8 protein-coding genes and 1 other annotated feature are annotated in these 16,823 nt (G+C 32.6%); of the genes, 6 read left to right on the top strand and 2 right to left on the bottom strand.

The annotated features are described in order from the left end of the window. Positions 1-26: 26 nt before the first annotated feature. Positions 27-380, bottom strand: coding sequence for a tetratricopeptide repeat protein (locus tag GXK57_RS03390; protein ID WP_160671419.1), 354 nt, complete (start codon positions 378-380; stop codon positions 27-29). A gap of 176 nt (positions 381-556) precedes the next feature. Between GXK57_RS03390 and GXK57_RS03395 the strand changes: the two genes are divergently transcribed. From GXK57_RS03395 to GXK57_RS03420, 6 genes are all read left to right on the top strand, one after another. Continuing rightward, complete coding sequence (locus tag GXK57_RS03395) at positions 557-4,831, top strand: 2-hydroxyacyl-CoA dehydratase (RefSeq protein WP_160671422.1); 4,275 nt, start codon at positions 557-559, stop codon at positions 4,829-4,831. A gap of 56 nt (positions 4,832-4,887) precedes the next feature. Further along, positions 4,888-5,147, top strand: a binding site (T-box leader). 258 nt (positions 5,148-5,405) lie between these two features. Continuing rightward, positions 5,406-8,048: a valine--tRNA ligase gene (locus tag GXK57_RS03400; protein WP_160671425.1), complete on the top strand. Its 2,643-nt coding sequence runs from the start codon at positions 5,406-5,408 to the stop codon at positions 8,046-8,048. A 12-nt stretch (positions 8,049-8,060) separates the two neighbouring features. Further along, positions 8,061-9,371: a folylpolyglutamate synthase/dihydrofolate synthase family protein gene (locus GXK57_RS03405; RefSeq protein WP_160671428.1), complete on the top strand. Its 1,311-nt coding sequence runs from the start codon at positions 8,061-8,063 to the stop codon at positions 9,369-9,371. Positions 9,372-9,947: 576 nt separating this feature from the next. Next, a complete protein-coding gene (locus tag GXK57_RS03410; protein ID WP_160671431.1) occupies positions 9,948-13,049 on the top strand; it encodes a carbohydrate binding domain-containing protein in 3,102 nt (1,033 codons plus the stop codon). Positions 13,050-13,656: 607 nt separating this feature from the next. Beyond that, positions 13,657-15,516, top strand: coding sequence for an LTA synthase family protein (locus GXK57_RS03415; RefSeq protein ID WP_160671434.1), 1,860 nt, complete (start codon positions 13,657-13,659; stop codon positions 15,514-15,516). An 11-nt stretch (positions 15,517-15,527) separates the two neighbouring features. After that, positions 15,528-15,830 (top strand): hypothetical protein, encoded by a 303-nt coding sequence (locus GXK57_RS03420; RefSeq protein WP_160671437.1) that lies wholly within the window; start codon positions 15,528-15,530, stop codon positions 15,828-15,830. Between the two features lie 248 nt (positions 15,831-16,078). Here the strand turns inward: GXK57_RS03420 and GXK57_RS03425 are convergent, their stop codons facing one another. Continuing rightward, positions 16,079-16,819: a TIGR03915 family putative DNA repair protein gene (locus GXK57_RS03425; RefSeq protein ID WP_160671439.1), complete on the bottom strand. Its 741-nt coding sequence runs from the start codon at positions 16,817-16,819 to the stop codon at positions 16,079-16,081. Positions 16,820-16,823 lie beyond the last annotated feature (4 nt).

Consider the following 16,823-nt stretch of genomic DNA (forward strand, 5'->3'; position numbering starts at 1 on the left):
AAAAGAAAACCGCTAATGCAAAGGCATTAGCGGTTTTTATACTTATTTACAATCAAGCTGATAGCTTTTTCACAATCTTTATCGTCATTATCTAATGCCCACGCCATATTAAAGTAGCGTAATGCCTTTTGAGGACTATTAATCATTGAGTAACAATAGGCTAAATTAAAGAAATATTTGGCATCTAAGTTTAAATCTATAGCTTTTGTAAGCATTTCTATAGCCTTAGAGAAGTCTTTCAATTTTATATAGCAAACACTTGCGTTGTAGTAGGAATAAGGTTCATTATCCTTTTCTTCAATAGCCTTGATGTAATAGGAGAGGGCTTCCCCGTAATTTTTATTGTTATAAAGTTCATTTCCTTTAACAAAACTACTCATAAAAATCCTCCAATATTTTTACAATAGATGTAATTATTTCTCTTTAATAATTATTGACATAGTGTATGAGAATATACATGTTAAAAATACTACTTACATATTTAACAAAAATATTCTATAATATATTAATGGTATTATTTATAATTACTTATTATTATTAGTTTGGAGATGAGAATATGACTAAGTTTCATATGGGACTCGATGTAGGCTCTACCACTGTAAAGATGGTTTTACTTGATAATCGTGACAACATAGTCTATAGCAAGTACAAAAGACATTTTTCAGATATAAGAAGCACTATAATAGCACTTATACGAGATGGGTATAAGCATGTGAAAGACGTTGATGTTACTGTAAATGTAACCGGTTCTGGTGGACTTTCAGTTTCAAAATGGCTTGATATAACCTTTATACAGGAGGTTATTGCTTGCACTAAGACAGTAGAAAGTTATATCCCAGAGACAGACGTTGTAATTGAACTAGGTGGAGAAGACGCAAAGATAACATATTTTGATGGAAATCTAGAGCAAAGAATGAATGGAAGCTGTGCTGGAGGAACTGGAGCTTTTATAGATCAGATGGCTTCACTACTTAAAACTGATGCTAGTGGATTAAATGATATGGCTAAAAAGCACTCTGTTATATACCCAATAGCAGCTAGATGCGGTGTGTTTGCTAAGACAGATGTTCAGCCATTATTAAACGAAGGAGCTAGAAAAGAAGATATAGCAGCCTCAATATTCCAAGCAGTAGTTACTCAAACAATCAGTGGACTTGCTTGTGGAAAGCCAATAAGAGGTAAAGTTGCCTTTTTAGGAGGGCCTCTATACTTTTTATCAGAGCTTAGACAAAGATTTATAGAAACTCTAGAATTAACGGAAGATGAAATAATTTTTCCTGAGAACTCTCAGCTTTTCGTAGCTATAGGGGCTGCATTATCTTCAAAGGAAGATAATATAATACCTTATAAAAAGCTGCTTGAAAAAGTTAGTGAAATGAAAACAATGCAATCAAATGAAATAGAGAGATTAGATCCTCTCTTTAAGAGCCAAGAAGATTATGACAACTTTAAAGCTAGACATGATAATGCAAAGGCTATTAGAAGAGATTTAGATAGCTATGAAGGTAAAGCTTATTTAGGGATAGACGCGGGATCAACAACTACTAAAGTGGTATTGATTAGCGAGAACAACGAAATATTATATTCCTACTATGGCAGTAACCAGGGAAGTCCTTTAAATAGGGTAATAGGTGTATTAAAGGAACTTTACTCAAAGCTACCAGAAAAAGTTGAAATAGCTAATTCTACTGTTACAGGTTATGGAGAAAGTCTTATTAAAGCTGCTCTTCATATTGATATAGGTGAAATTGAGACCATAGCACACTATAAGGCTGCAGAGCACTTCTTACCAGGAGTTGACTTCATACTAGATATTGGTGGACAGGATATGAAGTGCTTCAAGATAAAGAATGGAGTAATTGACAGTATTCTTCTAAATGAAGCTTGTTCATCAGGATGTGGATCCTTTATAGAAACCTTTGCAAATTCTTTAAATATGGAAATTGCAGATTTTGCTAAAGAGGCTGTTTTATCAGAAAGACCTGTTGATTTAGGTTCAAGATGTACAGTATTTATGAATTCAAGAGTTAAACAAGCTCAGAAGGAAGGAGCTTTAGTGGGAGATATTTCCGCTGGTCTTTCTTATTCAGTAATAAAAAATGCTGTATTTAAGGTTATAAAAATTAGAGATCCTAAGGAATTAGGAAAGAAGATAATAGTTCAAGGTGGTACTTTCTACAATGATGCAGTACTTAGAGGTTTTGAGTTAGTTTCTGAAAGAGAAGCAGTAAGACCAGATATAGCTGGACTTATGGGAGCTTTTGGAGCAGCAATCATATCTAAGGAAAGATTAGAAGAAGGAAGAAAGACAACCTTACTTGCAAAAGAACTGTTAGAAAGCTTTACTATAGATACTGACTTAAGAAGATGCGGACTTTGTGGAAACAACTGCTTATTAACTGTAAACAAGTTCTCTACTGATGAAGAGTACATATCTGGTAATAGATGTGAAAGACCACTAGGCAAAGATAAGAAGAAGAATGACATACCAAATTTATATGATTATAAGCTAAAGAGAACTTTTAGTTATAGACCGCTTAAGAAGGAAGAAGCAAAGAGAGGAACCATTGGAATTCCTAGAGTTCTTAATTTCTACGAGAATTATCCATTTTGGTTCACTATGCTAACAAAGCTTGGTTTTAGAGTTGAACTTTCACCAATATCATCAAAGAAGATTTATGAGCTTGGTATAGAATCAATTCCTTCAGAATCAGCTTGTTATCCTGCTAAGATCGTTCATGGACATATAGAAGCTTTAATAGAAAGAGGAATAAAAAATATATTCTATCCAAGCATTGCCTTTGAACAAAAAGAATTTAAAGAGGCAAACAATAACTACAATTGTCCTATGGTAACTTCTTATCCAGAAGTTATTAAGAACAATATGGATGTTATAAAAGAGAAAGACATAAACTTCCTTAATCCATTTTTCTCTCTAAACAATAAGGAAAGATTGTATAAGAGAATAGAAGAAGAATTTAAGGGCTTTAATGTAACTGCAGCAGAAGTAAAAGAAGCAGTTGATGCTGCTTGGGATGAAAGAGAACAATATAAGAAAGATATACAAGCTAAGGGTGAAGAGGTATTAGATTACTTGGAGAAGACTGGCAGGAAAGGTATAGTGTTAGCTGGTAGACCATATCATATAGATCCTGAAATAAATCATGGTATTCCAGATGTTATCACAAGCTTTGGTATGGCAGTGCTTACTGAAGATAGTGTAAGCCATCTAGGAAAGGTTCAAAGACCACTTAGAGTAGTTGACCAGTGGGTTTATCATTCAAGACTATATGCTGCGGCTAGCTTTGTGGCAACACAAGAAAATCTTGAATTAATCCAGCTAAACTCCTTCGGATGCGGATTAGATGCTGTAACTACTGACCAAGTCCAAGAAATCTTAGCAAGTGATGGTAAGATATATACTGTATTAAAGATAGATGAAGGTAATAACTTAGGAGCAATAAAGATAAGAATAAGATCTTTAAAGGCTGCTTTAGAGGAAAGAGAAAGAAATGGTTATGTTCCACATAAAGAGGATACAAGCTACCATACAGTACCTTTCACTAAGGAGATGAGAAAAAATCATACGATCTTGGCGCCTCAAATGTCACCTATACATTTTGAAATAGTTCAGGTAGCATTTAAAGCTAGTGGATATAACATGGAAGTACTACCTTCTACAGATAAACAAGCTGTTGAAGAAGGATTAAAATTCGTAAATAACGATGCTTGCTATCCATCAATAATAGTTGTAGGTCAGATGATTCATGCACTTAAGTCTGGAAAGTATGATCCAAGTAATACTTCAGTTATAATAACTCAAACTGGTGGTGGATGTAGAGCAACTAACTATGTTGGTTTCCTAAAGAAAGCCTTAAGAGAAGCTGGATATCAAAATATTCCTATAATATCATTAAATGCTGTAGGTTTAGAGCCACAACCAGGCTTTAAGATAACTCCAAAGCTTTTAGATAAAGCTTTGATGGCTTTAGTATACGGAGATCTTTTAATGAGAGTTCTGTATAGAGTAAGACCATATGAGAAGGTTAAGGGATCAGCTAATGCTTTATATGAAAAGTGGAATAATTTAGCTAAGGAAAATGTTAAGAATGGTGGACATAGATTATTTAAGAACAATGTAAAGAGTATAATAAGAGAATTTGATAATCTAGAACTAAATGATATTGTAAAGCCTAAAGTAGGAGTAGTTGGAGAAATTCTTGTTAAATTCCATCCAACAGCAAATAACGATATAGTTAACCTGCTTGAAGAAGAAGGGGCAGAGGCAGTTGTGCCAGATTTACTTGATTTCTTCTTCTACTCAGCATATGATCAAGACTTTAAGTATAAGTACTTATCCTTTGGTAAGATGGGAAGAGATTTATCAAACGCTGCAATATGGTTTATGGAAAGATACAGAAACACAATGAAGGAAGAACTTGTAAGAAGTAAGAGATTTTCTCCACCAAAGCATATAAAAGAACTTGGAAAGCTTGCTTCTAATATACTATCTCTTGGGCATCAAACTGGAGAAGGTTGGTTCTTAACAGCAGAAATGCTTGAGCTTATTGAAAGTGGAGTTAATAACGTAATTTGTATGCAGCCATTTGCTTGTCTTCCAAACCATGTAACTGGAAAAGGAATGATTAAGGCCATAAGACATAAATATCCTATGTCAAATATAACTGCAGTAGACTATGATCCAGGTGCTTCAGAGGTTAATCAGCTTAACAGAATAAAATTAATGCTTTCTGTTGCATTTAAGAATCTTAAAGAGCAAAATGAAATGAAAAAGGAAGCATTTGAAGAAGTGGCATCAGCTAAAAAATAGTCATGCAATAGTTGACAAAATTTGATGTTGTAATATAATATTACTATAATTTATATGAAAAAGCTTTGAAAAAGAGGAGTAAAGGCATAGAACATATTAAGAGAGAAAAATCCGTAGGCTGTAAGGTTTTTCATATGGTGTGCTTTGAAGGTAGCTTTTGAGCTTCTCTGTTGAAAGATAGAAGTTTAATTCTGATTAATTATTGAATGTAATTTCTAAAGTAGGCAGAGACGGTAGCGATATCGTTAAAGGTTAAAGAGCTCTTAACTTCTTAGTTGAGAGAAAAAAGGTGGTACCGCGAGTCTTCGTCCTTTTATGGATGAAGGCTCTTTTTTTATTGTTTAGAGAATTATACAGTTTTTTTTGTTAGCTAAACCTAAAGGCATAAAGTCCTTAGAGAGCTAATTGGAGTGAACAGAAAAACTATGTATCCTGCCAGAATTTCTTCACCTAGGTTTAGAAAAGGCAGATGGGCAAAAAAATTAGTTTGGTAAAAAGTTCACTGAAGGAGTATCTTCAGAGACATTTTCATAATAATTTAAATTATTTACCGGGAAATTAAGGAGGAATCTAGATGCTAGAAGAAAAGAACATTGCAACTACCTATAATCCAAAAGAATTTGAAGAAAGACTTTATAAGAATTGGGAGGAAAAAAAATACTTTACTCCTGAAGTTGATAAAGATAAGAAGTCATATACAATAATAATGCCGCCACCAAATATAACTGGTAAGCTTCATTTAGGGCATGCACTTGATAACACGCTTCAAGATATGCTTATAAGATTTAAGAGGATGCAAGGTTTTAGTACTTTGTGGCTTCCAGGTGAAGACCATGCTAGTATAGCTACTGAAGTAAAGGTAGAAAATGAACTATTAAAGCAAGGGCTTAAGAAAAAAGAAATGGGAAGAGAAGCTTTCTTAGAAAAAGTTTGGGAATGGACTGATGAGTATAGAGAAAGAATAAGAACCCAACTTAAGAAGATGGGATGTTCAGCAGACTTTACAAGAGAAGCTTTCACAATGGATGAAAACTTAAATAAAGCCGTAAAGCATGTATTTGTTAAGTTATATAATGAAGGCCTTATATATCAAGGAAACAGAATAACTAACTGGTGCCCTAAATGTGAAACTGCATTATCTGATGCAGAAATAGAGTATGAAGAGCAAGAAGGAAGCTTCTGGCATATCAAATATCCAGTAAAGGGCTCTGAGGAATTCTTAGAAATAGCAACTACAAGACCAGAAACTTTACTAGGTGATACAGCAGTTGCAGTAAATCCTAATGATGATAGATTCAAGCATCTTATAGGAAAAACTTTAATACTTCCATTGGTAGGAAGAGAGATACCTGTAGTAGCTGACGACTATGTTGATATAGAGTTTGGTACTGGTGCAGTTAAGATAACCCCAGCTCACGACCCTAACGATTATGAAGTAGGAAAGAGACACAATCTTCCTCAAATCAGAGTTATGGATGACAAGGGAACTATAAATGAATTAGGTGGAAAATACCAAGGCTTAGATAGATACGAAGCTAGAAAGCAAATGGTTAAGGATCTAGATGAACAAGGTCTATTAGTAAAGATTAAACCGCATACTCATAATGTTGGAACTCATGATAGATGTGGTACTGTAATAGAGCCAATAATATCAAAACAATGGTATGTTAAGATGGAATCCTTAGCAAAACCAGCAGTAGATGCAGTAAGAGAAAAGAAAACAAAATTCATACCAGAAAGATTTGAAAAAATCTACTTTAACTGGATGGAAAATATTCAAGACTGGTGTATATCAAGACAATTATGGTGGGGACATAGAATACCAGTATGGTACTGCAAGGACTGTGGAGAGATAATAGTTTCAGAAGAAACTCCAACTTCATGTTCAAAATGCCATTCTGAAAGTCTATATCAAGAAACAGATGTACTTGATACTTGGTTCTCATCAGCATTATGGCCTTTCTCAACTCTTGGATGGCCAGACAATACTGAAGATTTAAAATACTTTTATCCAACAAGTACTTTAGTTACTGGGTACGATATAATATTCTTCTGGGTTGCAAGAATGATATTCTCAGGTCTTCACAACATGGGTGAAGTTCCATTTGAAAATGTATTGATTCACGGAATCATAAGAGACTCAGAAGGAAGAAAGATGAGTAAGTCTCTGGGCAATGGTGTAGATCCATTAGACGTAATTGAAACTTACGGTGCAGATGCCTTAAGATTTATGCTTGTAAATGGTAATGCTCCAGGGAATGATATTAGATTCTACCCAGAAAAGGTTGAATCAGCTAGAAACTTTGCGAACAAGATATGGAATGCTTCAAGATTTGTTATGATGAATCTTGATAGAGAGCTTATGGATAAATATAATGACTGTACAGAATACAGTTTAGCTGACAGATATATTTTATCAAAGCTTAACACTATAGTTAAGGAAGTAACTGATAACATTGAAAACTTTGAGCTTGGTATAGCTTTACAGAAGGTTTACGACTTTATGTGGACTGAGCTTTGTGACTGGTATATAGAGCTTGCAAAACCTGTTCTATATGGTAACGATGAAAAGTCAAAGGGTGTTGTATATAATGTATTATTTAAGGTTCTTACAACAGGCTTGCAGCTTTTACATCCAGTTATGCCTTTCATAACAGAAGAAATATACACTCACTTAGATGCAGAGTATGAATCAATAACTATATCTAAGTGGCCTGTATATGATGAAAAGCTTCATGATGAAATTGCAGAGAAGGATATGACTTTCATAATAGAGGCAATTAAGTCATTAAGAAATGTAAGAGCAGAAATGAATGTACCTCCATCAAGAAAAGCTAAGGTTATAGCTTATATAGCTGAAGAAAGTAAGAGAGCTTTCGAAAATGGTAGATCATATATAGAAAAGCTAGCTTCAGCATCAGAAGTTATATTTATAGGAGATAAAAAGGAAGTTCCTGAAAATGCAGTATCTGTTGTAGTACAAGGCGGAGAGCTATTTATGCCTTTACTTGACTTAGTTGATAGAGAAAAGGAATTAGAAAGACTAAACAAAGAAAAAGCTAAGCTTGAAGGTGAAATACAAAGAGTAGAAAAGAAAGTTAACAATCCAGGCTTCGTAAATAAGGCGCCTAAGGAAGTTGTAGATGCTGAAAGAGCAAAGGGTGACAAGTATAAAGAAATGCTTGAAGCAGTCCTTGCAAGAATTAGCTCACTATAGTAGGTAATTGATATGAATTACGAAGAAGCTATTAGATATATAACTGAAACTGCAAAGTTTGGAAGTAATTATGGTTTAGAGAGAACCGAGAAGCTGTTAGAGCTTCTTGGTTCTCCTCATAAAAAGCTTAAGGTCATACATATTGCTGGAACGAATGGAAAAGGTTCAACTACTTCAATGATAACTTCTATACTAATGGAGGCTGGTTATAAAGTAGGAATGTATACCTCACCTTATATTGAAGAATTTGAAGAAAGAATTCAGATAGATAAGAATAATATTTCAAAGACTGATTTAGCCAAAGTAGTATCAGAAGTAAAGTTAGCAGTAGATGAAGTTATAACCTTAGGTTATGATAGTCCAACGGAATTTGAAATAATAACTGCAGCAATGTTTAAGCATTTTTATGATGAAGCTGTAGACTATGCTGTTGTAGAGGTTGGACTTGGTGGCAGACTGGATTCAACCAATGTAGTAACTCCTATACTTTCAGTGATAACTTCAATAAGCTATGACCATATGAATATATTAGGGGATACTTTATATGAGATAGCTGGTGAAAAAGCTGGTATTATAAAAGATAATATTCCAGTAGTATCATATCCTCAAGTAGAAGAAGCTATGGAGGTTATAGAGACTGTTGCAGCTGAAAGAAACTCGATTTTATATAGAGTAGAGCCTCGCTGGGCAGAGCTTATAAACCCAAAGGAGAAAGATAATTCTCAATGTATTCTGATTGAAACTGATAAAGAAAGCTATGAGCTTAAACTATCACTTCTTGGTAAGCACCAGTTATTAAACTGTGCAGTAGCTATAAAAGCTATGGAAGTACTTGAGGATATGGGAGTAGAGATAACCAAAGAGCACATAATAAGAGCGTTATCTAAGGTAAGATGGAGTGGGAGGATGGAAGTAATGAATGCCTCTCCATTAGTGGTTATTGATGGTGCTCATAATATTGATGGTGTAACCAAGCTTATTGAAAGTGTAAATACCTATTTTGATTATAATAAATTGAAGGTTATAGTAGGAATACTTGGAGATAAGCAGGTTGATAGTATGCTAGAAGCTATAAGTAAGATAGCAGATTCAGCAATAGTAACTCCCCCTCATAATGATAGGGCAGAGTCCACTAGAGTAATAAAAGAATTGTTAGACAGTAAGGGAGTAGCTAGTGAGATAATTGAGGATTATGAACAGTCCTTTAAAAAGGCATTTGAAACTTCTAATAAGGACGACTTAATACTTGTTTGCGGTTCGCTTTATATGATTGGTGATATGAGAAGAGTTATAAGAAATAGTAAGGAATTACAACCTAGGTAACTAGGGAGTAATTCCTTTTTCTTTTATAGAATGATCCTTAAAGGTAAAGCATTTATAAAGTGTAATTAAGATAAAAGTATTTTTTTATAAATAAAAATAAGACAAGTAAGGTTATAGATAAGTTTACTTAGCAGGATTAAATATGTATTACTTCAATATACAGACTGAAAATAAAACTTTCTATGAGTATACGAAGTATTATTTTGATAGGTTTCAATGTGAAGTAGTATGTCTATATAATAAAAATAGAATATAAGTTAAAAGAATTGGAGTAATATGAATTGCATTAAAGGATTTATATATCGAAACTTAAGTTAGGAATCCTATAGAGTTTATCAATAGGATAAATAAAAGATAATCATTTGCAAAATTAATGTAAGATTAACACAAAAAACGATTTATATAAACGATATCATACAAAATTTGACTTTTTATAACAAAAAGAAACCATTTATAACCCTTGTATGACAAAAAATAACTAGTATAATGAAAAGGTAAGTACTTACATTTATAACTAAGTTACAAATATGCTAGCAAGAAATACTAGTGTTAACTGCACTAGAGAGGTGGTTATGAATGAATAAGTTGAAAAGATTTGTAGTAGTGGCAGTACTTCTTTGTTTTAGTGCCTTAGCTATGCCTACTCAAGGTTATACTGTATATGCTTCTGGAAAGAATACTACTAATGATAATTCTGCTATCCTGGACACTAAAACTATAGAAAGAAACTATGAGATAAAGAATATAAAACAACCGATTGAAAAAAAGGACAATTATGGAGTAAGAAAGAAAACAAAAGAAGATCAGCAATGGATAGATAAAAACATGATTAAAACTAAAGATGTATCTTTGAATTCTACTGCTATTCAGCGAAGAAATTTGGAGATAGAAAATAAGCTTAAGGCTGATAGTTTAATGAATAGTATTAATGGGGCTAAGGTTAATACCACTAACGGAGTACAAACAGTTACGCAAGTACCAGTTCATGTAGATAATAGTAAATTACCAGCTTTTCCACCTATAAGAACACAAGGAAGTTTAGGAAGTTGTGCAAGCTTTGCTACAACCTATTATCAGATGTCTTATACAACAAATTTAGCGAGAGGATTAGATGCAAAAAACGACTCTAGTGATTTGAATAAATTTTCTCCAAAATGGACTTACAATTTTGTGAATTATGGACAAGATGTTGGTAGTTTTCCAACAGATAACTATAGAGTGATGCAACAGATGGGTGTAGATAATTTGAATCAGTATCCTTACATCGGAGACACCATGCCAATAACAAATTATACATCATGGCCAACAAAACCTGATTTGTACAAAGCTGCATTAAATAATAGAATCGATGAGACAGGCTATGTAAATGTAGGGGATGATTCAACTAAAACTCCAATTACATCACCAAATGATTCTCATCTTAAGGATATAAAGACTTTACTAGCCAATGGAAAAGTATTAACATTTACAACATATATAAATTCATGGAATTTTATGAGTATAAAGGATGATCCTTCAACTGACTTGGATAATTCCTATGTTGGACAGACGATATGTGGATGGCAGAACAATACGTCAAGTGGTCACCATTGTATGACCATAGTGGGATATGATGATAACATATGGACAGATATCAATAATAATGGCAAAGTAGACCCAGGCGAGAAGGGCGCTTTTAAGATAGCTAATTCTTGGGGTGATGACTGGGGAAATAAAGGATTTATGTGGGTTGCATATGATGCGTTAAATACTGTATCTATGGTAAAAGATAATCCATCAGCTTCAAACAGATCAGATATTGTTGAATATAACAATGAGGCATATTGGATTTCTATTAAATCAGAGGAGGACAAGCCGAAGGTTACTGCTGAGATAACATTGAATACAGCAAAGAGAAATTCAATTAGTGTAGAGTTTACTACAACAGATGATGAGGGAAAAAATCTTGGCATGAGATTTACACCATATATGTTGGCAGGGATTGGTGGAGAATATTCATTTGACGGCACAACTAATGCCTGTGATGGTACATTTGATTTTGATATATCATCAATAATAGATGGAGCAGAAATTAAGAATTTTCAATCTAATGAATGGGTAGTGAACGTTCAAGATACTTCACAAGACGGACAAGCATTAGTAATTAAAGATTTTAAAATTATAGACAATACAACATCTAATGTTTATACTGCTCAAATTCACAATCCTATTTCGTTAGATGGTTCAACAACAAGGCTTATTATTAATCCGGACAGGATTGAAGTGCCTAAAAACTTGCATTCAGATTCTGCACAGTTAACTTCGCTGCACTTAGCGTGGGATCCATCAACAACAAGTTCTGTAACAGGATATGATGTGTATTCATGGGGAACTAAAATAGGGACTACATCTGGTACTGATTTTACGGTAACCAATTTATCACCAAATTCAAGCAGTTCTTATTCAGTTAAGGCGCATGATGCAAACGGCAACTATTCATTATTTTCCGAATCTATAGATGCTTCAACGGCAAAGGATACTATACCACCAACAACACCTACAGATTTAGAATGTACAAATAAATCTAATCAATTAGTAAACTTGAATTGGAAGCCTTCTACAGATAATTATAATGTCTCGCTATATTATATATACCGTATAGATGCTTCAGATCCTAGTGGTGAGGCAAAGCTGGTTGGCTGGTCTGCTAATACAACATATACAGATACATCAGTAAAAGCTAATAATAAATATATTTATTATATAAATGCTTATGATGGTTCTAATTATTCGGCTAATAGTAATAATGTAGATGTATCTACAGATAGCAATAAAGCTGTAATATATTATAAGAGTTCTATAAATAGAAATTATATACACTACGGTATAGATGGTGTATGGACTTCAGTTCCAGGGAAGCTTATGAGTGACTCATATATATATCCAGGCTATAAAGAATATACGATAGATCTTGGGTCGTCAAATTGTGCAAGCGTTTGCTTTAATTTGAATGGTGGTTCTTGGGATAATAATAATTCTAAAAACTATACTATCAGTGATGGTAGATGGAAGATTGAAGGAGATAGTAATACGTTGACTAAGCTTGACTCATTTGGAGCTACTGCACCAAGTAATCTGTCAGTTGTTAGTTCTACAGATTCCTCTGTGAATCTAAGTTGGCAAAGCTCTGAAGCACTTACTAACAATAGTATAGCTGGATATGGGATATATAGAAATGGCCAGTTAATTGGTACAACAATAGGAGATACAAGCTTTGCAGATAAGAATATTTCTATGTCCAATTCAACATACTCTTATTATGTTAGAGCGTTAGATAAAAATAATAACCCAATCTCAGATGCAAGTAATATTGTTAATGTTGGCAATCAAAATAGTAATATTGTTACAATTTACTATAAAGAAGGATATCCTACACCATATATTCACTATTGTATACCTGGTGGTAAATGGACCAATTCACCTGGGGTATTAATGCCTAAAGCTGAAATTCAAGGTTATAACAAAATTTCCATAGACCTAGGTAAGGCTCAAAGCTTGCAGGCTTGCTTTAATAACGGAGTTGGACAGTGGGATAATAATAGTGGAAAAAACTATAATTTTTCACCAGGAACTTATACTTTCTTACCTAATAACAAGGGGGCAGGAACTATCACAAAAGGAGCTCCAAGTTCTAACTAAATTAATAAACTAGTAATATATAAGTAGTTTTAGCTAGATATTTTTCTTAGATAAGTTATGATATTAGAGTATTCACTCTCTGATAAGTAACTTATCTTTTTTTATTTTCTTATATATTGGATCTGTTAAAGTACTGTGTTGAAATTAAGTAGTCAGTCACCCTATGCTTATATGAGTTTACGCAAAGAATTAATATGATTTTTTCATATTCCAGGGCTAAAACTGTAAACTCACTATGTTTGAACATACAGTTAATTAACGCCATTCCATTTAAAAAATCGTTTAATTCTAATAGCTAGCTCATATAGCATATCCTTTATGACCACTTAATTTAAACAGTATTATTAAACATAGCTCATATATTATACTTTAAGATAAATCTATTTATTGTGTATTGAAGGATATATAGAACTTAAGGATACATACAAACTAAAGAGTAATAAATTTACTTGTAATCATTTTGTATACATTTTGTAAGCTTTCATTAAGGTTTTGTTAAAATTTTGTTCATAGACAAAAGATTTTGTCGTGTTATAATAGTATATGCTTTTCAATTTTCTAAAATTAAATAGTAACTCTTTTAAGCTCAATTTGGAGGTTATATTATATGTTAAATAACGAGAAGACTATAAAAAGAACTAACCCAGGCGAAGTAATAAAAAAAGCTGCTTTGACAATAAAAGAAAGCTATTTCTTTTGGTATTGCTTTATAGCTATACTAGTAAAATCAATTTTATTTATAGCTTTAATATCTGATGATAAAGCTAACGGAATTGTTCCAATGAGAGTTTTTTATTCTATGCCTCCTTTTCTAGTATATTTCAGTTTTATTTGTATTGTTTTATCCTTTGGTTTTTTATTTAGGAACAAAGGACAAACTATTGGGTTTTTAGTTATAAATATGTTAGTAAGCGTATTGTATATAGGAGATATATGGTATTTTAGAAGTAACAGTTCCTTCTTAAGTTTACATATGTTTAGCATGACTTCAAATCTAGACAACCTAAGTAGCAGTGTTATTTCAATGATTAGAATTGTGGATATAGTCTTTGTAATAGATATTATTCTTCAAGTGGTTTTAATGGTTAAGAGACGTTCAAAAGCCAAATACCACAGAATGAGTGTAACTGCTTTTTTACTTTTATTAATTATCCCAACATTATATTTAACCTATGCTCATTATAAAATCGATAAATATGACAGAGGTTTTACTAACCAAATGATTTTTAGAAAAAGCTGGTCACCTAATCAGACCATGTCAAACTTGACACCATTGGGATATCATATTTTTGATTCCTATAATTTTTATGTAGAAAGCAAGCCGTATGTTATTTCAAGTAGTGAAAAAAAGAACATACAAAAATGGTTTGATGATAAAAAGGAGAACTTACCTGATAACCAATACAAAGGAATGTTTAAGGGCAAGAATCTTTTAGTGGTTCAATGGGAATCCCTTGAAAACTTTGTTATTAATCAAAAGGTAGAAGGTCAAGAGATTACTCCGACTTTAAATAAATTACTATCAAACAGTATATACTTTAACAATTTCTATGAACAGACCTATAATGGAACAAGTTCTGATGGTGAGCTTGTAACTGAAACTTCAGTATTTCCAGTAAGGGAAGGAGCAACTTTCTTTAGATATCCTAACAATACATATCAGTACTCTTTACCAAACGTTATGAAGAGCTTAGGATATAATACTTTTGCTTCTCATCCTGATAAGGGGTCATACTGGAATTGGATGCCTGCTCTTAGATCCATTGGATTTGAAAAAGCTATAGATTCAACTAATTACAACATTGATGAAGTTATAAATTTAGGTATTAGTGATAAAAGTTACTTAAAGCAACTACCAGATAAGATTAAGGCATTGAAGTCTCCTTTTTATGCTTATACAGTAACTTTAACAAGCCATGCACCTTTTGATATACCAGATAAGTATAGGGAGATAAAACTTCCTAAAGAATTGGAAGGAACTAAACTTGGTGGCTATTTCCAAAGTATTCAGTACACCGATAAGTATATTGGACAAATGCTTGAGCAACTAGATAAGTCTGGAGTATTGGACAATACAGTTGTTGTATTTTATGGAGATCACGAAGGTGTTCATAAGTTCTATGATGATGAAATAAAGAATATTTCATACAAAGGGGACTGGTGGAAGGAAAACGACAGAAGAGTACCTCTAATAATATACTCGAAGGGGCAGAACGGAAAGACGATATCAACCTTTGGAGGACAGTGTGATACATTACCTACTTTAGCATATCTTTTTGGTGCTGATGTAAATCAAATGGAAGATAAGATATTTGGACGTAATCTTCTAAATACAAAGAAAGATTATACTGTTTTATCAACTAGACAGTTTTTAGGTACAGAAAGCTATCCAGGAGAAAAGGAAAGAATGCTTGAAAGTATTGATTTGGGAGACAAGCTGATCAGAGCAAATTATTTCAAAAAGTAGGTGAGGTAATTATGGAAAATAAAACATTAGATAATAACCCAATGAATAACAAAGATATTATAGAAGCTAAGAAGAATAAGTTTCTTTATATAATTCCTTTATTAAATATTATTTTCCCAGTACTATCTGTAGAGGGATTAGTTCCATGGGCTGTAGCAACATACTTTTGCTACAAAGGAATAAAATCTATAAATACGGTTAAAAATCCTTTAAAAAAATGCATTACCTATTTGTTGATGAGCGGATTTATAATATTGGCTTATAATCTTACCGTGTATTTTGTAAGTAAATATTTGGTTAAGCTATTAATGTAGTAGACTTAAGGCATATGTATAGTATTGTTTAAAATACAGTAAGAATATAAATATCTAAATAAAATAGCTTATAGAAGAGTTAAACTTCTATAAGCTATTTTATTTTTTAACCTATATATTATTTTTAGTTAAAAAGAGTTTTTATATTATTACAGCTTGATACCTAGCTAGTTGAAACAAGCTTCTATAAACTTAAACTGAAGCAATGTGCTTTATTATAATCAGTGGCTTTTACTAATAAATGTGTATTACTTAACTTCAGTAATGTGAGACCAGTATCTTTTAGGCATAAAATGTCGTCTAAGTTTTTCATTTTTTCTTTCTTCGATATTTACAGCAGTATAAAAGGTCTTCCACAGTGTTTCAAAACTAGAGTCGTTGCTTGAGTTCTCAATTGTAAATCCATCAGCTTTAGACAAATCTATTATTATACTTTCTGATCTATTATAGATTATAGCTTTTTCACGCTTTACGTCATGTAATATAAAATTTTGATCTGAGAATCTATTGGTAAAGTGAGTTATTATTATAGGAAGTATGTTATGATCTGGTTCTATAGAAGCATAATAGCTTAGGTGGCCAATTTCCTTGAATCTAACAAAACCAGTGAATCTGTGAGCTTCATAGGTAACTCTTCTACAATATTTATCAACCAGCATTATCACGTCATTATTTTTGGCCAGATTAACTTTAACACCATACTTGAAGGATAGTTTCAGATATTTCAATATTATATCTTCGCAATCTTCATATTCACTAAGATAAAGGTGATATATATTTTCAAGAGTAGTAGCACTAAGTTTATTTTCTATAGAGTAGTATACTTTATCAAACTTATCTTTTTCAAATTCAATCTCTACAGTTTCGTTTAATAGACTAGGAGTGTAGTTAAACTTTCTCTTAATAGTACAGGGCTCTTTGGAGGAAAAAGCATAGAATACTGCCGTTAGCAACGCTTCAAAAGTTCCATCATAGATAAATTCCTTCATGAAT

The sequence above is a fragment of the Clostridium sp. C8-1-8 genome (genome assembly GCF_009928445.1).
Lineage (GTDB): Bacteria > Bacillota > Clostridia > Clostridiales > Clostridiaceae > Clostridium_AR.